This window comes from Sphingomonas baiyangensis, from assembly GCF_005144715.1.
GTDB lineage: Bacteria > Pseudomonadota > Alphaproteobacteria > Sphingomonadales > Sphingomonadaceae > Sphingomonas > Sphingomonas baiyangensis.
Genome location: NZ_SWKR01000002.1, coordinates 1,181,957 through 1,207,492 on the forward strand (window position 1 = coordinate 1,181,957; position 25,536 = coordinate 1,207,492).

The 25,536-nt window shown below is 67.5% G+C and carries 31 protein-coding genes, 1 tRNA gene, 1 other RNA gene and 1 pseudogene; 19 read left to right on the forward strand and 15 right to left on the reverse strand.

All coding sequences use genetic code 11. From position 1 onward, the window contains the following. Window positions 1-3: 3 nt before the first annotated feature. Window positions 4-834: an HpcH/HpaI aldolase/citrate lyase family protein gene (locus FBR43_RS08920; RefSeq protein ID WP_136942823.1), complete on the reverse strand. Its 831-nt coding sequence runs from the start codon at window positions 832-834 to the stop codon at window positions 4-6. 50 nt (window positions 835-884) lie between these two features. Here FBR43_RS08920 and FBR43_RS08925 point away from each other — a divergent pair, with 50 nt between their 5' ends. From FBR43_RS08925 to FBR43_RS08935, 3 genes are read left to right on the forward strand one after another with little or no spacing between them, the layout of a single operon-like run. Then, window positions 885-1,859 carry an SPFH domain-containing protein gene (locus FBR43_RS08925; RefSeq protein WP_136942824.1) on the forward strand — a complete coding sequence of 325 codons (975 nt, stop codon included), beginning with the start codon at window positions 885-887 and terminating at the stop codon, window positions 1,857-1,859. 5 nt (window positions 1,860-1,864) lie between these two features. Further along, window positions 1,865-2,317 (forward strand): NfeD family protein, encoded by a 453-nt coding sequence (locus tag FBR43_RS08930; protein ID WP_136942825.1) that lies wholly within the window; start codon window positions 1,865-1,867, stop codon window positions 2,315-2,317. A gap of 4 nt (window positions 2,318-2,321) precedes the next feature. After that, complete coding sequence (locus FBR43_RS08935; RefSeq protein ID WP_136942826.1) at window positions 2,322-4,127, forward strand: DUF885 domain-containing protein; 1,806 nt, start codon at window positions 2,322-2,324, stop codon at window positions 4,125-4,127. Here FBR43_RS08935 and FBR43_RS08940 read toward each other — a convergent pair. Then, a complete protein-coding gene (locus FBR43_RS08940) occupies window positions 4,116-5,162 on the reverse strand; it encodes a mechanosensitive ion channel family protein (protein ID WP_136944112.1) in 1,047 nt (348 codons plus the stop codon). The two genes, FBR43_RS08935 and FBR43_RS08940, sit on opposite strands and share 12 nt — an antisense overlap. A 135-nt stretch (window positions 5,163-5,297) precedes the next feature. Here FBR43_RS08940 and FBR43_RS08945 point away from each other — a divergent pair. Next, window positions 5,298-5,372 (forward strand) — tRNA-Glu (locus FBR43_RS08945). A 36-nt stretch (window positions 5,373-5,408) separates the two neighbouring features. Here FBR43_RS08945 and rimM read toward each other — a convergent pair. The 3 genes from rimM to ffh form a co-directional block, all read right to left on the reverse strand. Then, entirely contained in the window at window positions 5,409-5,900 is a 492-nt protein-coding gene (gene rimM, locus FBR43_RS08950; RefSeq protein ID WP_136942827.1) for a ribosome maturation factor RimM, read from the reverse strand. A gap of 66 nt (window positions 5,901-5,966) precedes the next feature. Next, complete coding sequence (gene rpsP, locus FBR43_RS08955; RefSeq protein ID WP_169542557.1) at window positions 5,967-6,422, reverse strand: 30S ribosomal protein S16; 456 nt, start codon at window positions 6,420-6,422, stop codon at window positions 5,967-5,969. Window positions 6,423-6,541: 119 nt separating this feature from the next. Continuing rightward, on the reverse strand, window positions 6,542-8,032 hold the full coding sequence (ffh, locus tag FBR43_RS08960) for a signal recognition particle protein (RefSeq protein ID WP_136944114.1): 1,491 nt from the start codon (window positions 8,030-8,032) through the stop codon (window positions 6,542-6,544). 254 nt (window positions 8,033-8,286) lie between these two features. On the opposite strand from ffh, the gene FBR43_RS08965 reads away from it, so the two are divergent. Then, window positions 8,287-9,924 (forward strand): putative bifunctional diguanylate cyclase/phosphodiesterase, encoded by a 1,638-nt coding sequence (locus FBR43_RS08965; protein ID WP_249276517.1) that lies wholly within the window; start codon window positions 8,287-8,289, stop codon window positions 9,922-9,924. Here FBR43_RS08965 and FBR43_RS08970 read toward each other — a convergent pair. After that, a complete protein-coding gene (locus FBR43_RS08970) occupies window positions 9,899-10,477 on the reverse strand; it encodes a DUF924 family protein (RefSeq protein WP_136942828.1) in 579 nt (192 codons plus the stop codon). The two genes, FBR43_RS08965 and FBR43_RS08970, sit on opposite strands and share 26 nt — an antisense overlap. Between FBR43_RS08970 and mtaB the strand changes: the two genes are divergently transcribed. Genes mtaB through FBR43_RS08985 form a run of 3 tightly spaced genes read left to right on the forward strand, consistent with a single transcriptional unit; the run spans window position 10,476 to window position 13,236 of the window. Beyond that, complete coding sequence (mtaB, locus tag FBR43_RS08975) at window positions 10,476-11,687, forward strand: tRNA (N(6)-L-threonylcarbamoyladenosine(37)-C(2))-methylthiotransferase MtaB (protein WP_136942829.1); 1,212 nt, start codon at window positions 10,476-10,478, stop codon at window positions 11,685-11,687. The genes FBR43_RS08970 and mtaB overlap by 2 nt on opposite strands. Next, a complete protein-coding gene (gene ftsY / locus FBR43_RS08980) occupies window positions 11,684-12,613 on the forward strand; it encodes a signal recognition particle-docking protein FtsY (protein ID WP_136942830.1) in 930 nt (309 codons plus the stop codon). Before mtaB ends, ftsY begins: the two co-directional genes overlap by 4 nt. Continuing rightward, window positions 12,610-13,236 carry a septation protein A gene (locus FBR43_RS08985; RefSeq protein WP_249276518.1) on the forward strand — a complete coding sequence of 209 codons (627 nt, stop codon included), beginning with the start codon at window positions 12,610-12,612 and terminating at the stop codon, window positions 13,234-13,236. Before ftsY ends, FBR43_RS08985 begins: the two co-directional genes overlap by 4 nt. Window positions 13,237-13,305: 69 nt before the next feature. On the opposite strand, the gene FBR43_RS08990 is transcribed toward FBR43_RS08985, so the two are convergent. After that, window positions 13,306-13,923 (reverse strand): superoxide dismutase, encoded by a 618-nt coding sequence (locus FBR43_RS08990; protein WP_136942831.1) that lies wholly within the window; start codon window positions 13,921-13,923, stop codon window positions 13,306-13,308. Window positions 13,924-14,024: 101 nt separating this feature from the next. Then, entirely contained in the window at window positions 14,025-15,029 is a 1,005-nt protein-coding gene (gene pspF, locus FBR43_RS08995) for a phage shock protein operon transcriptional activator (RefSeq protein WP_136942832.1), read from the reverse strand. A 172-nt stretch (window positions 15,030-15,201) separates the two neighbouring features. Here pspF and FBR43_RS09000 point away from each other — a divergent pair, with 172 nt between their 5' ends. The 9 genes from FBR43_RS09000 (at window position 15,202) to FBR43_RS09040 (ending at window position 18,803) form a co-directional block, all read left to right on the forward strand. After that, complete coding sequence (locus FBR43_RS09000) at window positions 15,202-15,702, forward strand: TonB family protein (RefSeq protein ID WP_169542558.1); 501 nt, start codon at window positions 15,202-15,204, stop codon at window positions 15,700-15,702. A gap of 74 nt (window positions 15,703-15,776) precedes the next feature. Next, on the forward strand, window positions 15,777-16,445 hold the full coding sequence (gene pspA / locus FBR43_RS09005) for a phage shock protein PspA (protein ID WP_136942834.1): 669 nt from the start codon (window positions 15,777-15,779) through the stop codon (window positions 16,443-16,445). A 4-nt stretch (window positions 16,446-16,449) separates the two neighbouring features. Then, a complete protein-coding gene (gene pspB, locus FBR43_RS09010; protein ID WP_136944117.1) occupies window positions 16,450-16,722 on the forward strand; it encodes an envelope stress response membrane protein PspB in 273 nt (90 codons plus the stop codon). Window position 16,723: 1 nt separating this feature from the next. Beyond that, window positions 16,724-17,104 (forward strand): envelope stress response membrane protein PspC, encoded by a 381-nt coding sequence (pspC, locus tag FBR43_RS09015; RefSeq protein WP_136942835.1) that lies wholly within the window; start codon window positions 16,724-16,726, stop codon window positions 17,102-17,104. A gap of 39 nt (window positions 17,105-17,143) precedes the next feature. Further along, window positions 17,144-17,431 carry a hypothetical protein gene (locus tag FBR43_RS09020; RefSeq protein WP_136942836.1) on the forward strand — a complete coding sequence of 96 codons (288 nt, stop codon included), beginning with the start codon at window positions 17,144-17,146 and terminating at the stop codon, window positions 17,429-17,431. Window positions 17,432-17,517: 86 nt separating this feature from the next. Then, entirely contained in the window at window positions 17,518-17,775 is a 258-nt protein-coding gene (locus FBR43_RS09025; RefSeq protein WP_136944118.1) for a hypothetical protein, read from the forward strand. Window positions 17,776-17,786: 11 nt separating this feature from the next. Continuing rightward, a complete protein-coding gene (locus tag FBR43_RS09030) occupies window positions 17,787-18,050 on the forward strand; it encodes a hypothetical protein (RefSeq protein ID WP_136942837.1) in 264 nt (87 codons plus the stop codon). 41 nt (window positions 18,051-18,091) lie between these two features. After that, window positions 18,092-18,331: a hypothetical protein gene (locus FBR43_RS09035; RefSeq protein WP_136942838.1), complete on the forward strand. Its 240-nt coding sequence runs from the start codon at window positions 18,092-18,094 to the stop codon at window positions 18,329-18,331. A gap of 61 nt (window positions 18,332-18,392) precedes the next feature. After that, window positions 18,393-18,803, forward strand: coding sequence for a SufE family protein (locus FBR43_RS09040; protein WP_136942839.1), 411 nt, complete (start codon window positions 18,393-18,395; stop codon window positions 18,801-18,803). On the opposite strand, the gene FBR43_RS09045 is transcribed toward FBR43_RS09040, so the two are convergent. After that, complete coding sequence (locus FBR43_RS09045; RefSeq protein WP_136942840.1) at window positions 18,791-19,105, reverse strand: (2Fe-2S) ferredoxin domain-containing protein; 315 nt, start codon at window positions 19,103-19,105, stop codon at window positions 18,791-18,793. The two genes, FBR43_RS09040 and FBR43_RS09045, sit on opposite strands and share 13 nt — an antisense overlap. A 7-nt stretch (window positions 19,106-19,112) precedes the next feature. Next, complete coding sequence (locus FBR43_RS09050; protein WP_136942841.1) at window positions 19,113-19,664, reverse strand: J domain-containing protein; 552 nt, start codon at window positions 19,662-19,664, stop codon at window positions 19,113-19,115. A gap of 131 nt (window positions 19,665-19,795) precedes the next feature. Here FBR43_RS09050 and FBR43_RS09055 point away from each other — a divergent pair, with 131 nt between their 5' ends. Together FBR43_RS09055 and FBR43_RS09060 are read left to right on the forward strand one after the other, a co-directional pair. Further along, window positions 19,796-21,367, forward strand: a complete 1,572-nt coding sequence (locus FBR43_RS09055) for a SulP family inorganic anion transporter (RefSeq protein ID WP_136942842.1) — start codon at window positions 19,796-19,798, stop codon at window positions 21,365-21,367. After that, window positions 21,364-21,912 (forward strand): annotated as a pseudogene (locus FBR43_RS09060) (carbonic anhydrase); the annotation flags it as partial. The gene FBR43_RS09055 and the pseudogene FBR43_RS09060, both read left to right, overlap by 4 nt. A gap of 137 nt (window positions 21,913-22,049) precedes the next feature. On the opposite strand, the gene rnpB reads toward FBR43_RS09060, so the two are convergent. The 5 genes from rnpB to FBR43_RS09085 form a co-directional block, all read right to left on the reverse strand. Beyond that, an RNA gene (gene rnpB, locus FBR43_RS09065) (RNase P RNA component class A) lies at window positions 22,050-22,436 on the reverse strand. 10 nt (window positions 22,437-22,446) lie between these two features. Next, on the reverse strand, window positions 22,447-23,136 hold the full coding sequence (locus FBR43_RS09070) for an N-acetylmuramoyl-L-alanine amidase (RefSeq protein ID WP_136942843.1): 690 nt from the start codon (window positions 23,134-23,136) through the stop codon (window positions 22,447-22,449). Between the two features lie 38 nt (window positions 23,137-23,174). Continuing rightward, window positions 23,175-24,032, reverse strand: a complete 858-nt coding sequence (locus FBR43_RS09075) for a CheR family methyltransferase (RefSeq protein ID WP_136942844.1) — start codon at window positions 24,030-24,032, stop codon at window positions 23,175-23,177. Then, entirely contained in the window at window positions 24,029-25,105 is a 1,077-nt protein-coding gene (gene cheB, locus FBR43_RS09080; protein WP_136942845.1) for a chemotaxis-specific protein-glutamate methyltransferase CheB, read from the reverse strand. Before cheB ends, FBR43_RS09075 begins: the two co-directional genes overlap by 4 nt. Window positions 25,106-25,115: 10 nt before the next feature. Beyond that, window positions 25,116-25,484: a response regulator gene (locus FBR43_RS09085; protein ID WP_249276519.1), complete on the reverse strand. Its 369-nt coding sequence runs from the start codon at window positions 25,482-25,484 to the stop codon at window positions 25,116-25,118. Between the last annotated feature and the right edge of the window lie 52 nt (window positions 25,485-25,536).

The following is a 25,536-nucleotide window of genomic DNA, read 5'->3' on the forward strand; positions in this document are numbered from 1 at the left end:
GCGCTACCCCCGCGCTGCGCGGGCGACGATGCGCTCGGCCTGTGCCACGTGCAGCGCCTCGATCATGCGGCCGCGAAAGCGCTCGGCGCCGCCCGTTGCCGCGGCGATCAATGCGCGCGCGTCCTCGACTTCGGCAGCGTCGGGGCCGAAGGCGCCGGTCGCGCCGGCGATCTGCGCGGGGTGGATCACCGCCTTGCCGTCAAACCCCAGCAGCCGCCCGGCTCGCGCCTCGGCGATCAGGCCGGCCTCGTCGTCGAGCGCGTTGAACACGCCATCGATCGCCCACAGCCCGCGCGCGCGCGCGGCGAGCACGATCGTCTGCAACGCCATCGCCATCGCGGTGCGCGGCGCGCCCGGCGGCAGGCCGAGCGACAGCGCCAGATCGTTGGTGCCTGCGATAAGGCCGCACAAGCCTTCAGCCTCGACCAACGGTGCGATCGCGAGCACGGCGGCGGGGCTTTCGATCATCGCCAGCACTGGCCGGCGCGTGGCGGCATGGACTTGTGCGATCGTCGCCGCGCGCTCGGCTTTGGGCAGCACGACATGGCTTGCCCCGCTCGCGGCGACGGCGCGCAGATCCTCGGCGAACCATGGCGTATCCTCGCCGTTGATGCGGATCGCCACCGGCCGGTCGCCGAATGACCCCGCCGCCGCCACGGCAGCCGCGCGCGCGGCGCCCTTGTCCTCGGGCTTCACCGCATCCTCGAGATCGAGGATGAGCATGTCGACGGCGAGCGTCCGCGCCTTTTCGATCGCGCGCGGGTTCGATGCCGGGAGGAACAGCGCGGCGCGCGGCGGCAGCGTTGCGGGCGAACGGGTTTCGGCTGTGCTCATCGCCGCTTCATGCTAGCACTGGGCCTGCTTTCCAACCCCGGAGGACATGCATGTTGACTACCGCGCTGCTCACGATCGTGCTGCTCGTAGTCCTGTACCTGTTCTTCAGCATCAAGATCGTGCGGCAGGGCTATCAATACACGATCGAGCATTTCGGCCGCTTCACTGCGGTCGCCCGGCCAGGCTTCAACCTATACCCTGCCTTCTTCTACCGCGTCGGCCGCAAGATCAACATGATGGAGCAAGTGATCGACATTCCGGGTCAGGAGATCATCACGCGCGACAATGCGATGATCTCGACCGATGGCGTGGTGTTCTTCCAGGTGCTCGACGCGCCCAAGGCGGCCTATGAGGTATCCGACCTCTATGTCGCGCTGCTCCAGCTCACCACCACCAACCTGCGCACCGTGATGGGGTCGATGGATCTCGACGAGACGCTGTCGAAGCGCGACGAGATCAATGCGCGCCTCCTATCGGTCGTCGACCACGCGACGACGCCGTGGGGCGTCAAGATCACGCGCGTCGAGATCAAGGATATCCGCCCGCCCGCCGATATCGTCAACGCGATGGGCCGGCAAATGAAGGCCGAGCGCGAGAAGCGCGCGAACATCCTCGAGGCCGAAGGCGCCCGCGCCAGCGAAATCCTGCGGGCCGAGGGACAGAAGCAGGCGCGCATCCTCGAAGCCGAGGGCCGCCGCGAGTCGGCGTTTCGCGACGCCGAGGCACGCGAGCGCGCCGCCGAGGCCGAGGCCAAGGCGACCGAGCTCGTGTCGACCGCGATCGAACAGGGCAGCGGACAGGCGCTCAACTATTTCATCGCGCAGAAATATGTCGAGGCAGTCGGCAAGTTCGCCACCAGCCCCAACGCCAAGACGATCCTGTTCCCCGTCGAGGCGACGCAGCTCATCGGCACTTTGGGCGGTATCGGCGAGCTCGCGCGTGAGGTGGTCGGAAGCGGGAAACCCGCCGCCGAAAGCGACGAGCGCCCGCGCATCCCCCCTGCCCCGTTCGGCGCGCGCGACTGAACGGCGTGGACTGGCTCGATGCTCCGGCCCTATGGTGGCTCGCCGCTGCCGCGCTGCTCGCGGCGATCGAGCTGGTGGTGCCCGGCGTGTTCCTCGTCTTCCTCGCCTTCGCCGCGGCGGTGACGGGCGTGTTCTCGCTGCTGTTTCCCGATCTGCCGCTATGGGGCCAGGCGATCAGCTTCGCGGCCTGGGCCGGCGTCGCGGTCGCGGTGGGCGGGCGATGGTATCGCGATTTCGGACCCGCCAGCGCCGATCCGCTGCTCAACGATCGCGCGGCGCGGCTACTGGGCGATGTTGTCACCGTGACCGTCGCGATCGAAGGCGGTCGCGGCCGCGTGCGCGTGGGCGACAGCGAATGGCCTGCCGCCGGGCCGGACTTGCCAAGCGGCGCGCGCGCGCGGATCATCGCCGCACAGAATGGTGTCCTCACCATCGAACCAATTCTCATTGCGGAGTAATCTGATGCTGTTCCACCGCCGCGACATCCTGTCGGCGGGCGCCGCCGCGCTCGCGCTCGCGCCGCTTCGCCTCCACGCACAGGCAGCACCGGGAGCCGCCGCTGTGCTGCTGGATACGCTGGCCGAGGAATATCTGGCGCTGTCGCCCGAAAGCGCATCGTCGCTCGGCATCGACACCGGCGCGCGTGCCGCGCTCAAGGCACGCTCGGGCGATCGTACGCCCGCTGGGGTCGCGCGGCGCGCGGCGTGGCTCGATACCGCGCTGGCCCGCCTCGACGCGCTCGACGCCAAGTCGCCCGATCCCGCGACCGCCACGCATGTCGCCGTCGCGCGTACCGCCTACGCCACCGCGCGCGAGGGCTTCGCCTTCCCGTATGGCGACGTGGCGATCGGCGGATGGCGCAACGGCCCCTATGTGGTGGCGCAGAATATGGGGAGCTGGCTCGACACGCCCAAATTCCTCGATTCGAGCCACAAGATCGAAACCGCCGCCGATGCCGAGGCCTATCTGGCGCGGCTCGATCAATGGGCCGCCAACCTCGACGGCGAGACCGAGCGGCTGCGCGCCGCGCGTGGTCAGGGCGTCGTCGCATCGGACGTGCTGATGGACAAGACGCTGGCAGGCGTGCGCATGACGCGCGCCGAGGCGCCGAGCGAGGCGCTGGTCGTCACGTCGCTCAAGACGCGTACCGCCAGCATCCCCGGCGATTGGGCAGCGCGCGCCGAACGGCTGCTGACGTCGCGCATCCACCCCGCGCTCGATCGCCAGATCGCCGAGCTTGCCGAGCATCGCCGCGTCGCCACCGCCGACGCCGGCGTATGGAAGTTCAGGGACGGCGCCGATTACTATGCCTGGACGCTGCGCGCCTCGACCACCACGACGATGACGCCTGAAGAAGTGCATCGCATGGGCCTCGATGAATTGAAGGCGCTGCAATCCGAGATGGACGGCATCCTGCGCAAGCTCGGCCATACCGGCGGCACCGTGGGCGAACGCATGACCGCGCTCGGCAAGGACCCGCGCTACGGCTTTGCTGCCGGCGACGAGGGTCGCAAGCAGATCATGGCGCTCATCGAAGGCGTCATCGCCGATATCCGCCCGCGCCTGCCGCGGGCCTTCGCCACATTGGTCGACGGCAATGTCGAGGTGCGTCGCATCGCCGCCGCCGAGGAAGCCGGCGCGCCGCTGGCCTATGGCGGCGCCGGATCGATCGACGGCAGCGTGCCGGGGCGGTTCTGGATCAACCTGCGCGATCCGGCGCTGCACACGCGCTACAGCCTGCCGACGCTCACCTTCCACGAGGCGATCCCCGGCCATGTGTGGCAGGGCGAATATCGCGAGGACTTGCCGCTGCTCCGCACGCTGATGGGCTTCAACGCCTTTTCCGAAGGCTGGGCGCTCTATGCCGAGCAGCTCGGCGCCGAGCTGGGCGTGTATGACGACAACCCCATCGGCCGCCTCGGCTATCTCCAGTCGATCGCGTTCCGTGCCTGCCGGCTGGTCGTCGATACCGGGCTGCACGCCAAGCGCTGGACGCGCGCCCAGGCGATCGACTGGTTCGCCACGACCAACGGCTCGTCGGTCGAGGAAGTGACGAGCGAGGTCGATCGCTATTGCGCATGGCCGGGCCAGGCGTGCGGCTACAAGGTTGGGCACAGCACCATCAACCGCCTCCGGGAACGCGCAACGGCGAAGCTTGGGCCGCGCTATGATTTCCGTGCGTTCAACGATCTGGTTGTCAGGGGCGGCGGCCGGCCGATGACGGTGCTCGAAGCCTCAGTCGATCGCTGGATAGCCTCACGCGCTTGAGAGGGCGGCGCGTTCGATCAGCGCGCGGGTGCGCGGCAGGGCTTCGGGCATTTCGGCGCGGATGAACACCAGCATCGCCTCGCGGATGTCGGCGCGCAGGTCGAAGGCGTCGCCGGCATCGCGCGCAGTGGCGAGGATGCGGACCTCGATCGCATCGGGTTTGGTGTCGGTGACCTGCAACGCGAAGGCGCGTCCGTCCCAGCGGGGGTTTTTGCGCACCACCGTTTCGGCACGTGCGCGGAGGCGCTCAATGTCGGCGGCGGGATCGAGCCAAAGGAACGCCGAACCCAGCAGATGGCTCGAATGGCGCGTCCAGTTCTCGAACGGCGCTTCAAGGAACCGCGATACCGGCACCACCAGCCGCCGCTCGTCCCACAGCGCGACGACGACGTAAGTCAGCCGGATCTCCTCGATCCGCCCCCATTGCCCTTCGATGATGACCACGTCGTCGAGACGGATCGGCTCGGTGAACGCCATCTGCATGCCCGCGATAAGGTTCTTGAGCAGCGGCTGCGCGGCGGCACCCACCGCGAGGCCCGCAAGGCCCGCCGACGCCATCAGCGTGACGCCGATGTTGCGGATGCTCGGGATGCTCAGCAGCATCAGGCAAATGGTGACGAAGCCGATCGCGAACACGCCGATGCGCACGAGGATGGCACTGCGCGTACGCCGTCTGCGCGCCGTCAGATTGTCGGCGACCGAGATGTCGGCGGTGAGTTCGATCGATTTGCCCAGGGCGCGGAGCATCGCGATCGCCAGCCAGCCGATCAGCAGCGGCACGATGAGGCCGGCGAGCAGCGTCCACAGTGCATCGGCATCGTCGCTCAGCGTCAGGAAGCGCCGTACCGCCGCCAGCGCCATGCCGATGGCGATCCAGCGCGCGGGCTTGGTTGCATGCGCCACGAACAGGTCGTCGCTCGATCCTGGCGTGCGCGCCGCCAGCCGCCGCAACACGAACATTCCGGCACCATGCAGCGCCAGCGCAGCCGCGACGGCGAGTGCGACCGCGCCCAGATTATAGGCGAGCACCGACATGCTGCGTCCGGCAATCTCGATTGTCTGCATAACGCTCAACCGCATCAGCAAGGCAGGTGTTCCCGCAATGCAGCATTGTCGCGCCGGACGCTTGACGCTGGCGCAATCGCCGACTAGATCGCCGCTTCCCGCTAAGGCCCCTTCGTCTAGCGGTCAGGACGTCGCCCTCTCACGGCGAAAACACGAGTTCGATTCTCGTAGGGGTCACCAGCGGTTTGGCAGCGACGCTTACACAGCGTGTCGCGTTCAATCCTCGATGAAGTTCGGCGCGACGACGAGCTGTTGCGTGTCGAAATGTGGCACGGCCTGTTCGGTCATCGGCACCATGAAGCGCTTGCCCGTGGCGCGCTCGATCTCGATCACGTCGCCGGCACCGTAATTCTCGACATTCACGACCGTGCCGATCGGCTGTCCGTCGCTGCTGACCGCCGCGAGGCCGATGAGATCGGCATGATAATATTCGCCCTCGGCAAGCGGCGGCAGGCTCGATCGCGGGACCGTCAATTCGGTGCCGCGCAGCGCCTCGGCAGCGTTGCGATCGCCGATGCCGGCGAAGCGCGCGATGCCGTTGCGATAGCTGGTCATCGCCAACGCGCCGTCGTTGAAGCTGCGATGCTGCTCGATATTCTCGGCGAACACCTTGAGGCGCACGTCACCCTGCACGCCATGCGCGCCGGTAACGACGGCGAGCGTAACGTGCCGCTCGGCAGCCGGAGGAGAAGGCGGTTTCGATGCCATGCTATGGGCGCCGGCCGCTCCACCCCGCGTGGGGGATGGAGCGGCCAGCCTGTCCCGGTGCCGCGATCAGCCCTCGGCCGGAGCCTCGGCGCTCTCGCCCTCGTTGGTCGCCTCGGCGGGTGCCTCCTCCTCGGCGGGCTTCGCCTTGGCAGCTTCCTCGGCCTCGCGCTTGGCGTCCTCGGCGGCCTTGGCCTTTTCGGCACGCTCCTCGGCGCGCTCGGTAGCCTTTTCGCCGGGCTTGGCCTTGTTGGGGTTGTTGCGCGGCGCGCGCTCCTTCACGCCCGCGGCGTCGAGGAAGCGCAGCACGCGATCGGTCGGCTGCGCGCCGACGCCGAGCCAGTGCTTGGCGCGATCGGTGTCGAGCTTGACGCGCTCGGGCGAATCCTTCGCGAGCAGCGGGTTGTAGGTGCCGATCTTCTCGATGAACTTGCCATCGCGCGGGCGGCGGGCGTCCGCGATCACGATCCGGTAATAAGGCCGCTTCTTCGAGCCGCCGCGCGACAGACGCATGCTGATTGCCATGACTTCTTCTTTCTTCCTTGATCGTTACCCCAGCGAAAGCTGGGGCCTCGTGGGTTGGTGTTCCGCCCCTTCGCCGAGACCCCAGCCTGCGCTGGGGTGACGGATCGGGAGCGGTTGGCTCACTTCTTCTTCAACAGGTTCTCGAAGCCGGGGGGCAGCTTGGGCGCGTCGCCGCCACCCAGGCCGGGGAGACCCCCGCCCGCCTTCGCCATGAAATCGCCCATCGCCGGGCCTCCCAGCGCATTGCCGATGCCGCCCATGCCGCCGCCGGGGCCGCCCTTGCCCAGCATCGCCGCCAGCCCCTTGATGCCACCCATCTTCTTGATGCGCTTCATCGCGGTCGACATTTCCTGGTGCATCTTGAGCAGCTTGTTGACGTCCTGCACCGTCGTGCCCGAGCCCTTGGCCACGCGGATCTTGCGCTTGGCGTTGAGCAGTTCGGGCTTGGCGCGCTCCTTGGGCGTCATCGATCCGATCATCGCATCCATGCGCAGCAGCACGCGCTCGTCGACGTTCGATGAAGCCATCGCCGCCTGCGCCTTCTTCATGCCGGGGATCATGCCCGCCAGCGCGCCGATGCCGCCCATGCGGCGCATCTGCGCGAGCTGGTTGCGCAGGTCGTTCATGTCGAACTGCCCCTTGGCGAGCCGCGCGGCCATCTTCTCGGCATCGTCGGCCTGAATCGCCTCGGCGGCCTTTTCGACGAGCGACACGACATCGCCCATGCCGAGGATGCGGCCGGCGACACGCTTGGGATGGAACGGCTCGATCGCGTCGAGCTTCTCGCCGACGCCCGCGAACTTGATGGGCTTGCCCGTGACCGCGCGCATCGACAGCGCAGCGCCGCCGCGCGCATCGCCGTCCATGCGCGTCAGGATAACGCCCGTCAGCGGCACCTGATCGGAGAAGTTGCGCGCGACGTTGACTGCATCCTGGCCGGTGAGCGAATCGACCACCAGCAGGATTTCGTTTGGCCGCGCGATATCGGCCACCGCCTGCATCTCGGCCATCAGCGCCTGGTCGACATGCAGCCGGCCCGCGGTATCGAGCATCACCACGTCATAGCCCTGGAGCTTGGCCGATTGCAGCGCGCGGCGCGCGATCTCGACGGGCTGCTGCCCTTCGACGATCGGCAGCGTCGCGACTTCGGCCTGCGTGCCGAGCACGGTGAGCTGCTCCTGCGCAGCGGGGCGATTGACGTCGAGCGACGCCATCATCACCTTCTTGCCCTGCTTGCGCAGCAGTCGCGCGAGCTTGGCGGTCGTCGTCGTCTTGCCCGATCCCTGGAGGCCGACGAGCATCACCACCGCGGGCGGCGTGACGCCGATCTCGAGCTCGGCGCTGTCGCCGCCGAGCATCTCAACCAGCGCGTCGTTGACGATCTTGACGACCTGCTGGCCCGGCGTGACCGAGCGCAGCACCTGCTGGCCCACCGCGGCCTCGGTGATCTTGTCGACGAAGTCGCGCGCGACGGGCAGCGCGACATCGGCCTCGAGCAGCGCGATCCGGACCTCGCGCATCGCCCCGCGCACATCGGCTTCGGTCAGCGCGCCACGGCCACGCAGGCGGTCGAAAACGCCGCCTAGCCGATCGCCGAGGGATTCGAACATCAAGCCACCTTCCGTTGCTCGCCACCGGCAGTCGGCGTAACGCAAAACACGCCGGCGGACGAAACCTCGTCGGCCGGCGTACCCCTCGGGGCGCTGCTGCGTCACGCCGGGCATGCCGGCGATCGGCCGCTCCGATAGGCCAAAGCGCGTTTCGGCGCAACCCCGGCGCCGCGCGCTCGCACGCCGGCCGCTTTAACCTCTTCTACACGCCCGCACTGGCATGATGCATCCTGAACGACTGCGGGGATTCCCAAGTGAGCAAGGCCGGCGACATCGAACCGGGCGGCGGCGCCCCACGAATCTTCGACCGTGCCGATCTGGTGACGGGCGCGATCAGCATCGCCGCGATTATACTGTTCGTCGGCACCGGCAGCACCGTGCTGACGCAGACGATCGGCTATTATTTTGCCGGCGGCGAGGCCGCCGATCGCACGCTGGTGATCGCGCTGCTGCTCAACGTGGCACTGATCCTGTTCGGATGGCGCCGCCACCACGCCCTGAGCAACGAGGTGCGCGTTCGCGCGGCCGCCGAGGAGCGCGCGCGCCATCTGGCATCGCGCGACGCGCTGACGGGGTTTCTCAACCGCCGCAGCCTGGCCGAGGAAGGTGCCGCGTTGGTGATGCACGCCACACGCCGCAGCAAGGCGACGGCGCTGATGATGCTCGATCTCGACCATTTCAAATCGGTCAACGACATGCATGGCCATGCCGTGGGCGACGCACTGCTGCGCGCGGTGGCGAGCGAGATCACCGCGATCATGCCATCGGGCACGCTGTGCGCGCGGCTGGGCGGCGACGAGTTCGCCTGCGCCTTCGTGTTCGATACCGGCGCGCCCGAGATGGTCGATCGCGTCGCCGAGCGGCTGGTCAGCCGGCTGGCACAGCCGTTCGAGGCCGAGGGGTTCCGCCTGCACATCAGCTGTTCGCTGGGTGTCGCGCGATCGGACTTCGATTGCCCGACGATCGAGAAGCTGATGCGCGCGGCCGACATCGCGATGTACGCGGCGAAGAAATCGGGCCGCAACCGCTTCGCCTGGTTCGACCAGTCGATGGAGCGCGAATTGCAGGCGCGAAACGACATGGAACAGGGGCTGCGCGTTGGCATCCCCAAGGGCGAGATCGTCCCCTATTTCGAGCAGCAGGTCGATGTTGCGACCGGCCGGCTCGACGGGTTCGAGGTGCTGGCGCGCTGGGAGCATCCGACGGGCGGCATCATCAGCCCCGAACGCTTCATCCCGATCGCCGAGGAAACCGGCATGATCGCCGACCTCTCGATGTCGATCATGCGCCAGGCGTTCGTCGCCGCGCGTGACTGGGATCCCGCGCTCACCATCTCGATCAACATCTCGCCCTGGCAGCTTCGCGACGCGTGGCTGGCGCAGAAGATCATCAAGACGCTGACCGAAACGGGCTTTCCCGCCAGCCGGCTCGAGATCGAGATCACCGAAAGCGCGCTGTTCGACAACATGGCGCTTGCGCAATCGATCGCGGGCAGCCTCAAGAATCAGGGCGTGCGTCTCGCGCTCGACGATTTCGGCACCGGCTATTCGAGCCTCGCGCACCTGCGCGCGCTGCCCTTCGACCGCATCAAGATCGACAAGTCGTTCGTCACCTCAATCAACGAGAGCGGCGATTCGGCGGCGATCGTCACCGCGATCGTGCGTCTGGGCGAAAGCCTCAACCTTCCCGTGACGGCCGAAGGCATCGAGGATGCTGCGATCGAGGAGCGCCTGCGCGCGATCGGCTGCACCAAGGGCCAGGGCTGGCATTATGGCAAGCCGCTGTCGCTGGTGGGCGTGCGCCGCCTGCTCGCTGAGCGTCGGCTGCTTCAGGTGCAGCCCGCGCCCGCCGCCGGGCCCGTCGACATCACCAGCCGGCGCCTGGCTGGCTGAGATATGCCGCTTCCTCGGGCGTAGTCTCGCGCCCCAGCGCGGCATTGCGCCCCGGATATCGGCCGAAGCGCGCGATCACGTCGCGATGATCGATCGCGAACTTCAGATTGAGCTCGCGGCCAAGCTCGGTGAACAGCCGCACCGATTCCTCCTGCACGCCCGCATCCTTGGCATGCATGAACGGCAGATAGAGAAACGCGCGGCGATCCACGGGCAGCTCGCGATCCCAGCCAGCCGCGATCGCGCGGCGTGCGAGCGACAGCGCCAGATCGTCGGTCGCGAACGCCTCGGCCGATCCGCGATGCAGGTTTCGGCTGAACTGATCGAGCACGATCACCGCCGCCAGCAGCATGTCGGGGTCGCCGTCCCACCCTGCCGCCCCCGTCGTCGCCAGCTGCTCGCGCAAGGCACCGAAGCGGCGCGCGATCTCGGCATCGAGCGCGTCGTCCTTGGCGAATTGCCGCTCGGGCGCAACCTCGTCGAACCAGAAGGCGAGCACCGCCGCCGCCTCGTCATGGACTTCGCCTGTCGTCGCCCCTAGATCGCCCGTCATGTCGTTTCCTTCCGCGCAGCCTGTCGTCGGCGACCATATCGTCACGCTCGGCTGCCGTCTCAACATTGCCGAGAGCGAAACCATCCGCGCGCTGGTGCGCGAACGCGACGTGGCCGTGGTGAACACCTGTGCCGTCACCAACGCCGCGATGCGCCAATCGCGCCGCGCGGTACGGCGCTTGCGTCGCGAGCGCCCCGACGCGACGCTGGTGGTGACGGGCTGCGCCGCCGAGATCGATCGCGCAGGCTTCGCCGCGATGCCCGAGGTCGACCGTATCGTCGCCAACACCGCCAAGCTCGATCCCGCGGCATGGGATGCGCCTGCCGCGCCGCCGCAGCGCTTCGATCGGCACGCGCGCGCCCTTGTCGAGGTGCAGAATGGCTGCGACCACGCCTGCACCTTCTGCATCATTCCGCAGGGGCGCGGCGCCAGCCGCTCGCTCCCCGCTGGCGGCGTGATCGACCGCGTGCGCGCGCTGGTCGATGCCGGCCACCGTGAAGTGGTGCTCACCGGCGTCGATCTCACCAGCTATGGCGACGATCTGCCGGGCATTCCCACGCTGGGGATGCTGGTCGAGCGCATCCTGCGGCTCGTCCCCGATCTCGAGCGGCTGCGCCTGTCGTCGATCGACTGCGCCGAGATCGACGACCGGCTGTTCGCGCTGCTCGCGCATGAACCGCGCGTGATGCCGCATGTCCATCTGTCGTTGCAGGCAGGCGACGACCTGATCCTGAAGCGCATGAAGCGCCGCCACAGCCGCGCACAGGCGGTGGCGCTGGTCGATCGCCTGCGCGCCGCCCGGCCCGAAATCGCGATCGGCGCCGATCTCATCGCCGGCTTCCCGACCGAGGACGAGCGCGCCTTCGCCAACACGCTCGCGTTGATCGAGGATTGCGCGATCGTCCATGCGCATATCTTCCCCTTCTCTCCGCGCGACGGCACCCCGGCGGCGCGCATGCCGCAGGTGGCCGCTGCCATCGTGCGCGATCGTGCTGGGCGGCTGCGCGCCGCCGCGGCGGCGCGCAAGGCGCGGTGGCTCGACACGCTGATCGGCACGCGGCAGCGCGTACTGATCGAACGACCCGGCGATCGCGGGCATACGCCTTGTTTCGCCGAGGTGCGGCTGGCGCATGCCGCCGAGCCCGGCACTCTCGTCGACGTCGCGATCGCCGGCAGCGACGGCACCTTTCTCACCGGAGATCTCACATGAGCACGAGCTGGCACGACCGGCTGCTGGGCGGCTTTCGCAAGACGTCGGACCGGCTGATGGGCAATCTGGCCGGGCTGTCGCTCGCCCGGCTCGACGACACGACGCTCGACGAGATCGAGGAAGCGCTGATCGCCTCGGACATCGGTCCCGAAACCGCCGCACGCGTGCGCGCCCGGCTCGCCGAAGGCGCCTATGAACGCAATCTCGAGGAACTGGGCATCCGCCTCGTCGTCGCCGAGGAAATCGAGAAGTCGCTGGCGCGCGTCGCCCGGCCGCTCGAGATCGAGGCGTTTCCGCGTCCGCAGGTGATCCTGGTGATCGGCGTCAACGGATCGGGCAAAACGACGACCATCGCCAAGCTGGCGAAAACGCTCATCGAGCAGGACTATGGCGTCATGCTGGCGGCGGGCGACACCTTCCGCGCCGCCGCGATCGGCCAGCTGCGCACCTGGGCCGATCGCGTCGGCGTGCCGATCGTGTCGGGGGTCGAGGGCGGCGATGCCGCGGGCATCGTCTACGAAGCGGTGAAACAGGCGACCGCCACCGGCATCGACGTGCTGATCGTCGATACCGCCGGCCGCCTCCAGAACAAGCGCGAACTGATGGACGAGCTGGCAAAAGTGCGCCGCGTGCTTGGCCGGCTCAATCCGGCCGCGCCGCACGACGTGGTGCTCGTGCTCGACGCCACGACGGGCCAGAATGCGCTCAGCCAGATCGAGGTGTTCCGCGACATGGCGGGCGTGACCGGGCTGGTGATGACCAAGCTCGATGGCACCGCGCGCGGCGGCGTGCTGGTGGCGGCGGCCGAGAAATACGGCATCCCCATCCATGCCATCGGCGTCGGCGAAAAGGTCGACGACCTGCGCCCCTTCGACGCCAACGAGGTCGCGCGCATCATCGCGGGCGTCGAGGAACTGGTGCGATGAACGCGCCTGCCCCGCCGCGCCAGCCGCTGTCGCCCGCTGCGCGGATGGGCGTCGACTATGGCCCGCTCGTCGTGTTCTTCGCCGTCAACAGCTTCGCGCCCGGCAGCCAGATCGAGCGCGTGCTCGCGGCGACGGCGGCGTTCATGGTGGCGATCGTCGCGGCGATGGGCTGGTCGTGGTGGAAGGTGCGCCACATCTCGCCGATGCTGTGGATGTCGGGCGCGCTGGTACTCGTGTTCGGCAGCCTCACGCTGTATTTCCACGACCAGACGTTCATCCAGATCAAGCCGACGATCGTCTATGCGATGTTCGCCGCGATCCTGGGGTTCGGATTGGCCACTGGACGACCGCTGCTGCAATCGCTGCTCGAGAGCGCCTATCCGGGGCTGACCGCGAAAGGCTGGCGGCTGCTGACGATCAACTGGGCGGTGTTTTTCGTGTTCCAGGCGGTGCTCAACGAGGTGATGCGCGGCTGGCTCGATTGGGACGGCTGGGTGACGTTCAAGACCTGGGGCGTCATTCCGATGACGTTGGTGTTCGCCATCGCCAACATCCCGCTGCTGCTACGCCACGGTCTGATGCTCGAGGATGCGAAGGACGCGCCGGTCCCGCCCGAGGGGTGACGAAAAAAAGGTGCGCGGGTCATCGCCCGCGCACCCCTCATCGTCATCACTGTATTAGGTAAGGTTCGATCAGCCCTTCGCCGCGGCGTAGCGCTCGGAAACCACGGCCCAGTCGACCACGTCCCACCACGCCTTGAGATAGGCGCCGCGGTCGTTGCGATAGGTAAGATAATAGGCGTGCTCCCACACGTCGTTGCCGAGCAGCGGGGTGCCGCGATCGGAGACGACGTCCATCAGCGGATTGTCCTGATTGGGCGTTGACGTGATCTTGAGCTTGCCGGCATCGTCGGCGATCATCCATGCCCAGCCCGAGCCGAACTGGCCCGCACCCTTGGTGTTGAACTCCTCCTTCAGCTTGTCGAGATCGCCGAAATCGCGACCGATCGCCTCGTGCAGCTCGCTCGACATCGCATCGGGCTTGCCGCCGTCGGGCGACATCGTCTTCCAGAAGAAGTCGTGGTTCCAGTAGCCGCCGCCATTGTTGCGTACCATCGCCGATGCCGACGAGATGCTGCCAAGGATTTCCTCGATCGACTTGCCGCCCAGACCGTCTTTCTCGACGCCCTCGTTGAGCTTGTCGGTATAGGCCTTGTGATGCTTGTCGTGGTGGAACGTCATCGTCTCCTTGTCGATCGTCGGTTCCAGCGCATCATAGGCATAGGGCAGCGGCGGCAGTTCGAAGGCCATCAGGTAGCTCCTTGCAAAAGGGGTTCGGCGAGGAAACGCCGCAGTCCCTCAATGGGTCCGGGCAAATCGTTGCGCAACCGTCCCGTTGGCCGTGCACGCCATCACAGCAGATCGTGGCGGCGCAGCGCATGGCGCAGCTGGTCGTAGGTCAGCCCCAGCGCCTCGGCGGTGGCGCGCTGGTTGTAGCGCTGCTCGGCCATCGCGCGCGTCAGCAGGCTGCGCTCATAAGCCTGCACACTCGCCTTGAAATCGCCGGCGACGGGGGTTTCGGGCTGGGGCTCTGCGGCAGCGGTCGCTGTCGGCTCGGCACGCGCGGCGGGTGCGGCCCCCGGCCGCCAGGGCGAATCGAACGGGTCGACCTGGATCGCGTCGATCGGCCCGTCACGCTCCCAGCGATATACCGCGCGCTCGACGGCGTTGCGCAGCTCGCGCACATTGCCCGGCCAGCGATGGTGTTGGAGCTGATCGATCGCATGGCGGCCGAAGCCCGGCCAATCATGCCATCCGAGCTCGGCGGCCATGCGCCGGCCGAAATGCTCGGCCAGCACGAGGATATCGCCGGCGCGCTCGCGCAGCGGCGGCAGCGTGACCACCTCGAAGCTCAGCCGGTCGAGCAGGTCGGCGCGAAACGTGCCTTTCTCGACGCGCTCGGGCAGATGCTCGTTGGTGGCCGCGACGATGCGCACGTCGACGCGCAGCGGCCGCGAAGAGCCGATGCGCGTGATCTCGCCATATTCGACAGCGCGCAACAGCCGGTCCTGCGCGGCCATCGAGAGCGTGCCGAGCTCGTCGAGAAACAGCGTGCCGCGATCGGCTTCCTCGAAGCGGCCGGCGCGCGCCTTGGCGGCACCGGTGAATGCGCCTGCCTCGTGGCCGAACAGCTCGGCCTCGATCAGCGTCTCGGGCAGCGCCGCGCAGTTCATCACCACCAGCGGCTGGTCCCAGCGCGGGCTCAGGCGATGCAGGCGCTCGGCGACGAGTTCCTTGCCCGTCCCGCGCTCGCCGATGACGAGCACCGGCCGGTCGAGCGCAGCCGCGCGGCTGGCATGTTCGAGCACGTCGAGAAACTCGCTCGACTCTCCGATAACGGGATTTGCACGTTCCATCGCCGCATCTGGCGCAAATCACCAATAGTTGGCAAGCGCCTCGCGCGCGCGTCGGTTGCCGTTCATGTAAATGGCAGATTACCGTCGATTTTCGATTTGGCACGCGCCCTGCAAAGCACTGGTCAGCCGCCACAGAGCGGCGAGAAAGAAGCCAAGGTTCAGGGAGAACCCAATGTCGAACGAGAGCGCAAATGCCATTCGCCGCACTACCCTTGCCGCCATCGGCGCAGTCGCTGCCAGCATCACGATGCTCGGCGCCGCCGCTGGTCCGGTCAACGCAGCCGGCCCCGTCGGCACGGCGAACTGGAGCCGCAACGCCAGCCGTGTTCTCGGTGCCGAGCTTCGCACGCTCGATGCTGTGCCGTACGCGGTGCGGCGCAACGCAGCGGCGATCGTGACGGCGCGGTTCGATACGAACGGCCGTGTCGCCGATGTCATGCTAGTGCGCGGCACTGGCGATGCCCGGCTCGATGCCGAGGCGATGCGCGCCGCACAGGCCGCCCGCCTGCCCCGCCTGCCGATTGCGCTGCGTGGCCGGAGCGTGGCGGTGCCGCTCGAGATTTTCTTCGCCGACCCCGATCTCAATCCCGGCCGCGCCACCGTACGTGCGCAGACGCGGGCAGTGATGGCGGCCCGGCACCACGATGTTCCCGCCGGGCCGCCGCAAGGCTGACCGGTCCCTGCCGGGGCGGGTCCCCCAGCCCGCCTCGGCCTTTTGAAGACGCGATTGCACGAAGGAGTATAGCAATGGGTATCTTTTCGCGGACCCGCGACATCATCGCGGCGAACATGACCGACCTGCTGGACAAGGCTGAGGATCCGGCGAAGATGATCCGCATGATCATCCTCGAGATGGAGGAGACGCTGGTCGAGGTTCGCGCATCCGCGGCGCGCACGATTGCCGACCAGAAAGAAATGCGCCGGCACATCGCCAAGCTCGAGAAGCTCCAGGAAAGCTGGACCGAAAAGGCCGAGCTGGCGCTGTCGAAGGATCGCGAGGATCTGGCCAAGGCCGCGCTGGTCGAGCGCCAGAAGGCTGCCGACATGGCCGAGCAGCTCGTCGCCGAGATCGCCGTGCTCGACGATGCGCTGAAGGCCTCCGAAGCCGATATCGCCAAGCTGCAGAACAAGCTGCGCGAGGCGCGTACGCGGCAGAACTCGATCATGACGCGGCTCGAGAGCGCCAACAACCGCTACCGGATGCGCGAGATGCATTCGGGCGAGAAGGTGGCCGACGCGTTCTCGCGCTTCGACGTGCTCGAGCGCCGCGTCGATCTGGCCGAGGGGCGCGCCGACGCCGCCGGCATGGGCGGCGGCCCCAAGAGCCTCGAGGAGGAGATCGCCGAGCTGCGCTCGTCCGAAAAGGTCGATGCCGAGCTCGCCGCGCTCAAGGCGCGCATGAACAAGGAAGGCTGAGATGATGGAAGACATCCTGGTCCCCATCATGGTGTGCGGCATCCTGTTCGTGGGGATGCCGTGGATCATCCTCCACTATCTGACCAAGTGGAAACAGTCGCCCACGCTCACCGGCGAGGACGAGAAACTGCTCGACGAGCTGCACCACATGGCGCGCCGCCTCGACGAGCGGATCGAGACGATCGAACGCATCGTCGCTGCCGACAACCCCGATTTCCGCCCCTCGGCCAAGCGCCCCGAGACGGATACCGACTACGACTACAGCAGGAGGAACTGATATGTCCGCCAGCCGCACCAAGCTCTATCTCGACAAGCAGAACGGCAAGTGGATGGGCGTCTGCTCGGGCATCGCCGACTATACCGGGGTCGATGTCATCTGGGTCCGCGTCGGCGCGGTGATGCTCACCGTGCTCGGCGGCTTCCCCTGGACGCTGGTCGCCTATCTGATGATCGCCTGGATGGCGCCGCAGAAGCCCTATGGCCTCTACGAGACGCCCGAGGACCAGAAGTTCTGGCAGCGCGTGCGCTCGAACCCCAAGCGCTCGACCGCCGAGGTCCGCTCGAAGTTTCGCGACATCGATCGCCGGCTTGCCGAGATCGAGGGCTATTATGTGAGCCGCAACACCCGGCTCGCCGACGAGATCGACCGGCTGCGCTGAGCAGCCGGGCCGACAAGAACAGAATAAGGGAGAAAAGACATGCAGTGGAGTTGGCTGGTCCCCGTCCTCATCGTGGGTTCGATCGCCGTCTGCACCGCCTTCACCACCTGGGTGAAGGCCCGCCACGGCTACCCGCTGGAGGACGACAACGGTAACGTCGTCCATCGCAGCGGCCCTGATGCCGAACGCAAGATCGCGCTGCTGACGTCCGAGAACGAACGCCTGACCGGCCAGGTCGGCCGGCTCGAGGAGCGGATCGCGGTGCTTGAGCGCATCGCCACCGATCCTGCCGAGCGGCTGGGCCGCGACATCGACGCGCTGCGCTGAGAGGGAACACGATCATGGAAAGCGCCGACAAGGTCACCTTCCTCACTGCCCTGGCCCCCACGATCGCGATCGTCGGCGTGGCCGGCATGATCGGCTGGGTGTTCACCACCTGGCTCAAGATCCGCAACGGCTATCCGCTGGAAAATGGCTGGGGCAAACCGCTCTATCCGCAGAAGAACGACGAGACGGTCGAGCGCGTCAAGCTGCTCAGTCAGGAGAATGCCCAGCTGCGCGCCGAGCTCGGCGCGGTCAAGGACCGGCTCGCCAATGTCGAGCGCATCGTCACCGACAGCGGCCACGGCCTCGATCGCGAGATCGAAGCGCTGCGCGGCCGGGCGAACTGAAGGACAGGCCGATGAACCCGATCATCATCCCCATGATGGCGCTCAGCATCCCCATCATCGCGCTGGTTTCCACCCTGATCGTCAAGCCGCTGCTCGAACAGCGCAGTCGGCGACTGGAGATCGAAGCCAACGCCACCGCCGAGAAGGCGGCGCAATATGCAGCCCAGGTCGAGCGGCTCGAACAGCGCGTGCGCGTGCTCGAGCGGATCATCACCGATCGCGGCATCGGCGTCGCCGACGAGATCGAGCGGCTGCGCGACGCGCCGCTCAACTGAACCATTTTCGCGAACGACATCGCACACAGGGACCAGCAATCATGCAAGACCCCCTCGTCTATCTCGCCATCGCCACCACCGCGCTCGCCGCGCTGGGGATGATGACCGCCGCGGCCCTTGCCGGCTGGCGCGGATGGCTGGCGCTCAAGCGCCACGAACTGAGCCTCGCCAGCGACGGCGGCGTGGCGCCGGCGGCATCGGCAGGCCAGCGCATCGAGATCGCCGACCTGAAGGAGCGGCTGCGCAAGCTCGAGGCGATCGCCGCCGGCGTCGACCTCTGACGCGGATGACGGCCCGACGGGCGGGGTGACGCCGCCCGCCCCCGCGCCTATAGCGCGCGGAATGACCAGCACGCTTGCCGACATCGCCGACGAATATGGCTTTCTAGACCCCGACGATCGCTACCGTCTGCTGATCGATCTGGGTCGCGCGCTCGAACCGATGCCCGATGCGCTCAAGACCGATGCGACGCTGGTGCGCGGCTGTTCGGCATCGGTTTGGGTCTATCCCACGCTCCGAGATGATGGCGCGCTGCATTTCCTGGCCGACAGCAATGCCGCGATCACCAAGGGCATCATCGCGCTGGTCCTCGCCTCGGTGCAGGACGAGCAGCCGCACAAGATCCTTGCCACCGACGTCGGCGAGGCGCTCGCTCCGTTCGACCTCAAGAACCAGCTCAGCTCGAACCGCACGCAGGGCATTCCGAACATGATCGCGCTGATCCGCGAGACCGCCGCGCGCTACGCGGGCTGATCGGCTTCCAGTCCGAGCGTGCGTGCCACGGTGCCAAGGTCGGTCGCCGGCGGCACCAGATGCCAGACGCGCGCATCGGCGCCGTTCAGCACCACCACCGCCCCCTTCGGGCACACGCCCATGCAGCGCGTCTCGACGATGCCGGCAGCACCCTTGCGGCCCTTGCGCAGCCCCAGATAGCGGCGCAGCGCCTTGGCGAGCGGCTTGCGTCCGTCGTCGCCGAACCCGCCGCCCAGCTTCTTCGAGCATTTGCCGCAGACGAGCACCATCGCCTGCCAGTTCGAGCGGACCTCGCGCTTCATGCGGCGCTCATTCGCCGCCGGTAGCTTCGGGCCGCCACTGCCGCCGTTCCTCGGCCGCCTTCAGCACGTCCCACGCCGCCTGGATGGCGCGAAAGCGCGTCGCGGCTTCGGCGTCGCCGGGGCGGATATCGGGATGATTGGCCTTGGCGAGCCGCCGCCAGGCGGTGCGGACCGCCTCGAACGCCATGTCGGGCTCGCATTCGAGCACCTCGAGCGCGCGCATCTCGTCGCGCGATCTCGATCCGTCGCCGGGACCGGCCCAGCCGTGATGGCGCGATTCGGCATAGCCCGCCGACGTGCGGCGCTCGTCGGCCTCGCGCCGCGCCGCTTCCTCTGCGTCGAGTCCTTCGAAATAGTTCCAGCCGCGATTATATTCGGCGGCGTGCGTCTCGCAGAAATACCAGCGTTCGGGGCTGTTGGGCGATTTGGGTGCGGGCCGGTCGCCGGGCCGTTCGCAGCCCTCGCGGTCGCACAGTCGCACGCGCGCAGCCTCGCGCGAGGCCTCGTATCCGCGCCAGCGCGGGAAGCCCCAGTCGTTCGATCGGGTGGAACGTGCCATCGCCGTCGACATAGGCTAGGCACGGCTCAACGCAAGCCGGGTGACGATACCGCTGTAATCCGCTATTGATCGAGGCTCGCAACAGCCCATATTTGTCTAACGCAGATCAACACCAACATAAGGGGTCCGGCTTGAGTAGGCCATTCGCAACCTGGCGGCAGGATGTGCCCGCCTCGATTGTCGTGGCGCTCGTCGCCCTTCCACTTTGTCTCGGTGTCGCGCTCGCCTCGGGCGCGCCGCTATTTTCAGGCCTGATCGCGGGCATCGCCGGCGGCATCGTCATCGGCTTCCTGTCGAAGTCGCCGCTGTCGGTCAGCGGCCCCGCCGCGGGCCTCACCGTGATCGTGTTCGCCGCTATCGAGCGGCTGCCGACCTACGAGGCGTTCCTGCTTGCCGTCGTGCTCGCGGGCGCCCTGCAGATCGCCTTCTCGTTCAGCCGCGGCGGTGTGCTCGCGGAGTTCGTGCCAACCTCGGTCATCACCGGCATGCTCTCGGCGATCGGCCTCATCCTCATCCTCAAGCAGTTCCCGCATGCCGTGGGCTATGACGGCGATCCCGAAGGCGATTTCACCTTTTTCCAGCCCGACGGCATGAACACCTTCTCCACCATGTGGTACGCCCTGACTGACAGTTTCATCTGGGGTGCGGCCCTCATCGCGCTCGTCAGCCTCGTGTTCCTGTTCTGGTGGGATGCCAACAAGCCCAAGGACGGCTTCTTCCGCTATGTCCCCGGACCGCTGGTGGTTGTGGTGGGCGCGGTGTTGCTCAACCAGCTTTTCGCCGGCGTCGCGCCTGCGCTCGCCATCGGGCAGACGCATCTGGTCGAAGTGCCGATCGCCACGTCGGTGACCGAGTTCGCCGGGTTGTTCACGTTGCCCGATTTCGGCTCGATCGCGCTGCCCGCGGTGTGGACCACGGCGATCACGCTGGCCATCGTCGCGAGCCTCGAATCGCTGCTCAGCGTCAAGGCGGTCGACGAGCTCGATCCGCAGCGCCGCACGACCGACAAGAATCACGAGCTGCTCGCGCAGGGCGGCGGCAACATCGTGTCGGGCATGCTCGGCGGTCTGCCAGTCACCTCGGTGATCGTGCGATCGTCGGCTAACGTCGACGCCAATGCGGGCTCGAAGATGTCGACCATCCTGCACGGCTTCTGGTTGCTGCTGTCGGTCGCGCTGATCCCGACGGTGCTCAATCTCATCCCGCTGTCGGCGCTTGCCGCCATCCTCATCCAGACGGGTTACAAGCTCGCCAAGCCTGCGCTTTTCCGCCAGTTCTGGAACCGCGGCTGGGGCCAGTTCATTCCCTTCGTCGCGACCATCCTGGCGATCCTGCTAACCGATCTGCTCGTCGGCATCTTGATCGGCCTCGCCATCGGCTTCGCCTTCGTCGTCGCGCGCAACTTTCGCCCGTCGGTGAGCTTCGTCGAGCATAATGGCAGCGTGATGGTACGCGCGCGGCGCAACCTGTACTTCATCCACAAATACGAGTTGCAGGCCGCGCTCAACCGCGTGCCCGACAACGCGGCCGTGGTGGTCGATCTCACCGCGACCGAATATGTCGATCCCGACAATATCGACGTCATCAATGCGTTCATCAAGAATGCCAGCTTCCGCGGCGTGACGGTGACGGTGCGCGGCGACCTGCCCGGTCGCAGCTCCTCGCAGATCAACGCGCCGACCAAGGAAGTGGTGTACGCATGAAGACCTATGAACAGCTGATCCTCGCCAACAAGGCGTGGGTGCAGGAAGTCACCGATCTCGATCCCGACTTCTTCGCGCGTCAGGCGCGCGGGCAGCGCCCCGAGATCCTCTGGATCGGCTGCTCTGACAGCCGCGTCAGCCCCGAACAGCTCACGCAGACGCTGCCGGGCGAGATGTTCATCCACCGCAACATCGCTAATCTGGTCCATGCGCACGACCTCAACTTCATGTCGGTGCTGCAATATGCGGTGCAGGTGCTGAAGGTGCCGCACATCGTGCTGTGCGGCCATTATGGCTGCGGCGGCATCCGCGCGGTGCTCGAGGGCGGTACGCGCGGCCAGATCGCCGAATGGCTCAAGAATGCCGACAATGTCTGCAACGCGCATGCCGACGAGATTGCGCGGCAGCCGAGCGACGATGCCAAGCTCAACCGGCTGGTCGAGTGCAACGTGCGCGACCAGATCGTCGATCTTGCGAATACCGATATCGTCCGCAACGCCTGGGCCGCGGGCCAGCCGCTACAGCTGCACGGCTGGGTCTATGACCTTCGTGACGGATTCCTGAAGCCGCTGGTCGAGGTGCAGAGCGCCGACGACGTTGCCAGCCTGCCTGCCGAGCCGCCGAGCATGCTCGGTACCGATGGCGCGCCCGAGCTGAGCGCCACCGAAGTCGCGCGGCAGAAAATGCCAGAGGGCCTGTAAGCCGGGTTCTGTCCACCGGCCGCTCCCAATAGGGCGCGGCCAGATGGGCGACCATTCCTCTAGTCGCGGACTTGCGCCCGCGATCCAGCAACCAACCCGGACGACGGGCCGAAACGAGGCCCATATGCCGTCCCTATTCGGTCTTGCTCCCGGTGGGGTTTGCCGTGCCGTCCCCGTTGCCGGGGCCGCGGTGCGCTCTTGCCGCACCCTTTCACCCTTGCCTGGCCAAAGCCGTGGCGGTCTGCTCTCTGTGGCACTTTCCCTGGGGTCGCCCCCGCCGGGCGTTACCCGGCACCGTCGTTTCGTGGAGCCCGGACTTTCCTCGCCCCGCACATCGCTGCGCGAGCCGCGGCCGCCCGGCCCTCTGGCCCCGCTTCCCTAGTCATCGCCGGTGGGTTTGGGAAGCAGCAACGCAAGCAGGATCATGCGGCATTCGGCATCGGGCTCGCCGTCGATCATCTCGGGACGGAAACGCCGCTGGAACGCCGCGATCGCCGCGCGCGGCTCGCTGACGTCATAGCCGAACCGTTCAAGCGCGAGCAGGAAGCTCGCCTCGTTCCAATGCGGGTCCATCAGCCCCTGCGTGGGGCGCGGCAGTGCCAGCCGCAATCGCGCCAGCCGGTGCCACGGAAACAGCTCGCCGGGATCGAGCTTGCGCGCCGGCGCCACGTCCGAATGCCCCACCACATTGCCGCGCGTGATCGCGTGCCGGTCCTTTACGTCGTGGACAAGGCGCACCACCGCATCGACCTGCGCTTCGGGAAACGGGCGATAGCCCCATTCCTCGCCCGGATTGACGATTTCGATGCCAACCGAGGCGCTATTGACATCGGTGATGCCGCGCCAGTGCGAGCGCCCCGCATGCCATGCCCGATCGGCCTCGTCGACCAGCCGGAAGATGCGGCCGTCCTCCTCGACCAGATAGTGCGAGGAGACTTTCGCCGCGGGATCGCGCAGCCGCTCGAGCGCGGCTGCACCCGATTGCATGCCGGTATAGTGCAGGACGATCATCGTCACGGGCAGCGTCCGTGCGTCGAAATTGGGCGAAGGCGTTTCGATGCAGCGCATCGCGGCAGCGTGCGTGCGCCGCCCGCCCTTTGCAAGCCTCAGCCGTGCGCGCTCGCGCGTAGCGGCGTGTCGGCGCGCGCTTGATAGAAGCCGCGATAGGCGGTGCTCGGTTCGAGGAGGTCGGTCTGCCCGATCACCGTCTCGCTCGCGCCGAGCACGATGACCCCGCCCGGCCGCAACGCGCCAGCAAGCGTCGCGAACACCTGCCGGCGGACCGGCGGCGAGAAATAGAACAGCACGTTGCGACACAGGATGATGTCGAAGCGGCCAGGCAGCGCCGGATCTACGACCAGATTGTGCCGCCGGAACTGCACGCGCGCGAGCAATTCGGGCCGGGCCACCCAATCGTCGCCCGCAGGCTCGAACCAGCGGATCATGCGCTGGATTGCTAGCCCGCGCTGCACCTCGAACTGCGAGAAGCGGCCACTGCGCGCGCGCTGGATCGCGCTTGCCGAAACGTCGGTCGCGCAGATGTCGGGCGCGGGCGCATCGCGATGCATCTCGTCGAGTAGCATCGCGATGCTCAGCGGTTCCTGCCCCGTCGAGCAGCCCGCCGACCAGAGGCGCAACCGGCGCGACGGATGCGCAGCCTGCATCTGCGACGCGGCGATGCCGATCTGCTCGATCACGCCGAAATCGCGGAAGAACGAGCTCTCCTGGTTGAGCAACGCGTCGACGACTTCGGCCTTCAGCGCAGCATCGCCATCGCGCAGCAGCCCCGCGGCCAGCTGATCGAGCGTGTCGAGGCCGTGCGCGCGCAACAACGGCTTCAGCGCGCTGTCGATACGCCAGGCGCGGCCGGCACCGATCTGCTGACCGGTATGCCGCTCGAGCAGCGCGGCGATGACGTTGCGCGCGCCGGCAGAGGTCGTGTCGGCTGGAACGGGGGCGATCATCGCCGGCCCTGCCGCGCGCCGATGCGCCTGCCGATCTGGTCGGGCGGCAGTATCGCGCTTGCGAGGCCCGCCGCCGCGACCGCTCCCGGCATGCCCCATACCACCGAGCTCGCCTCGTCCTGCACCACTATTGTCGCGCCGTCGGCAACGGCCTGCCGCGCGCCTTCGCACCCGTCGCGTCCCATGCCGCTCAGCACCACGCACAACGCGCGCGTGTTCCATACCGCAGCGGCGCTCGCGAACATGGGGTCGGCCGAGGGACGGCATCCGCTTGCGACGCGCTCGTCACTCAGGCGCAGCGCCGCACCATCGGCCATCGCGACGCAGCGCAGATGCGCGGCGCCGGGCGCGACATAGACATTGCCTCGCCGGATGCGCATCCGATCGTCGCCGACATGGCAGGGCCTCCCTGCGATCATCGCGATCTGCGCGGCAAAATAGGGCATGAACGAACCCGGCAGATGCTGGGTGATGAGGATCGGCGCATCGAAATGCGGCGGCAACTCACGCAGCAGCAGGCTGAGCGCATGGATGCCCCCCGTCGACGCGCCGATGGCGACGATATCGGGATCGGAGCCTTCCCAGCTCCCGGCCGTACGCATGAGGGGCACGGATGCGGGCGCCTGCCCCGGCGATCGGTCGTCGGAAAGGCGCGCCAGGCGCTCGCGCAGAACGGTCACGAAGCGCCCGGCGAAATTGCCGATGCCGGGCTTCACCAGCGTGTCGCAGGCGCCCAGCGCCAGCGCCTGCACCGTGGCGGCAGCGCCGTCCTCGCAAGACGAACTGACGACGAGGATGCGCGCACCCCGGCCTGCGGCCAGCAGATCGGGAAGCGCGGCCAGCCCGTCGACCCCGGGCATTTCGAGATCGAGCAGAATGATGTCGACGCGCTCGACCGCGAGGAACGCCAGCGCCCGATCGGCGTCGGCGGCGACGCCGGCGGTGCGAAAGCCGGGCGAACTGTCGATCACGCGCGTGAGCACGGCCCGCGCGACCGCCGAGTCATCGACGATCAATACGCGACGTTCATCGGCTTCCACCGTCGCGGCATGCAGGAAATCGGCAGCCGACATGCCCGCTCCGTCAGTGCATGCCGACGAGTTGCAACTTGCTTTCGAGCGTCTCGCGATCGAACGGCTTCATCACATATTCGTCGGCGCCGGCCTCGATCGCCGCGCGGATATAGGCCATGCCGTTCTCGGTGGTGCAGAACACCACCTTGGGCCGCGTCGGCAGGTCGCTGTCGCGCAGCGCGCGCAGGAAATCCATGCCGCTCATCACCGGCATGTTCCAGTCGAGCAGCACCACGTCGGGCACTTCGGCCAGGCACGCGTCGAGCGCCTCGCGCCCGTCGGCCGCTTCGCGAACGGTGAACGCAAGCCCTTCGAGGATATGACGCGCGACCTTGCGGATCACTTTCGAATCATCGACTACCAGACAGGTTTTCGTCACGCGACACATCCCCTTGCGACTATCATTGTGGTTCTTGGCACGGCCAGGGTAA

Coding starts and splice junctions, on each gene's coding strand:
- FBR43_RS09000 (WP_169542558.1), top strand. CDS start 15,202: ATGTCGAACGAGAGCGCAAATGCCATTCGCCGCACTACCCTTGCCGCC.
- FBR43_RS08990 (WP_136942831.1), bottom strand. CDS start 13,923: ATGGCCTTCGAACTGCCGCCGCTGCCCTATGCCTATGATGCGCTGGAA.
- FBR43_RS09035 (WP_136942838.1), top strand. CDS start 18,092: ATGCAAGACCCCCTCGTCTATCTCGCCATCGCCACCACCGCGCTCGCC.
- FBR43_RS09030 (WP_136942837.1), top strand. CDS start 17,787: ATGAACCCGATCATCATCCCCATGATGGCGCTCAGCATCCCCATCATC.
- ffh (WP_136944114.1), bottom strand. CDS start 8,032: ATGTTCGAATCCCTCGGCGATCGGCTAGGCGGCGTTTTCGACCGCCTG.
- FBR43_RS09050 (WP_136942841.1), bottom strand. CDS start 19,664: ATGGCACGTTCCACCCGATCGAACGACTGGGGCTTCCCGCGCTGGCGC.
- FBR43_RS09070 (WP_136942843.1), bottom strand. CDS start 23,136: ATGCGCTGCATCGAAACGCCTTCGCCCAATTTCGACGCACGGACGCTG.
- FBR43_RS08940 (WP_136944112.1), bottom strand. CDS start 5,162: ATGTCGGTGCTCGCCTATAATCTGGGCGCGGTCGCACTCGCCGTCGCG.
- pspF (WP_136942832.1), bottom strand. CDS start 15,029: ATGGAACGTGCAAATCCCGTTATCGGAGAGTCGAGCGAGTTTCTCGAC.
- FBR43_RS09075 (WP_136942844.1), bottom strand. CDS start 24,032: ATGATCGCCCCCGTTCCAGCCGACACGACCTCTGCCGGCGCGCGCAAC.
- pspA (WP_136942834.1), top strand. CDS start 15,777: ATGGGTATCTTTTCGCGGACCCGCGACATCATCGCGGCGAACATGACC.
- cheB (WP_136942845.1), bottom strand. CDS start 25,105: ATGTCGGCTGCCGATTTCCTGCATGCCGCGACGGTGGAAGCCGATGAA.
- pspB (WP_136944117.1), top strand. CDS start 16,450: ATGGAAGACATCCTGGTCCCCATCATGGTGTGCGGCATCCTGTTCGTG.
- FBR43_RS08935 (WP_136942826.1), top strand. CDS start 2,322: ATGCTGTTCCACCGCCGCGACATCCTGTCGGCGGGCGCCGCCGCGCTC.
- FBR43_RS09025 (WP_136944118.1), top strand. CDS start 17,518: ATGATCGGCTGGGTGTTCACCACCTGGCTCAAGATCCGCAACGGCTAT.
- mtaB (WP_136942829.1), top strand. CDS start 10,476: ATGTCGTTTCCTTCCGCGCAGCCTGTCGTCGGCGACCATATCGTCACG.
- FBR43_RS09040 (WP_136942839.1), top strand. CDS start 18,393: ATGACCAGCACGCTTGCCGACATCGCCGACGAATATGGCTTTCTAGAC.
- FBR43_RS08925 (WP_136942824.1), top strand. CDS start 885: ATGTTGACTACCGCGCTGCTCACGATCGTGCTGCTCGTAGTCCTGTAC.
- rpsP (WP_169542557.1), bottom strand. CDS start 6,422: ATGGCAATCAGCATGCGTCTGTCGCGCGGCGGCTCGAAGAAGCGGCCT.
- FBR43_RS09045 (WP_136942840.1), bottom strand. CDS start 19,105: ATGAAGCGCGAGGTCCGCTCGAACTGGCAGGCGATGGTGCTCGTCTGC.
- FBR43_RS09020 (WP_136942836.1), top strand. CDS start 17,144: ATGCAGTGGAGTTGGCTGGTCCCCGTCCTCATCGTGGGTTCGATCGCC.
- FBR43_RS08920 (WP_136942823.1), bottom strand. CDS start 834: ATGAGCACAGCCGAAACCCGTTCGCCCGCAACGCTGCCGCCGCGCGCC.
- rimM (WP_136942827.1), bottom strand. CDS start 5,900: ATGGCATCGAAACCGCCTTCTCCTCCGGCTGCCGAGCGGCACGTTACG.
- pspC (WP_136942835.1), top strand. CDS start 16,724: ATGTCCGCCAGCCGCACCAAGCTCTATCTCGACAAGCAGAACGGCAAG.
- ftsY (WP_136942830.1), top strand. CDS start 11,684: ATGAGCACGAGCTGGCACGACCGGCTGCTGGGCGGCTTTCGCAAGACG.
- FBR43_RS08970 (WP_136942828.1), bottom strand. CDS start 10,477: ATGACGGGCGATCTAGGGGCGACGACAGGCGAAGTCCATGACGAGGCG.
- FBR43_RS08985 (WP_249276518.1), top strand. CDS start 12,610: ATGAACGCGCCTGCCCCGCCGCGCCAGCCGCTGTCGCCCGCTGCGCGG.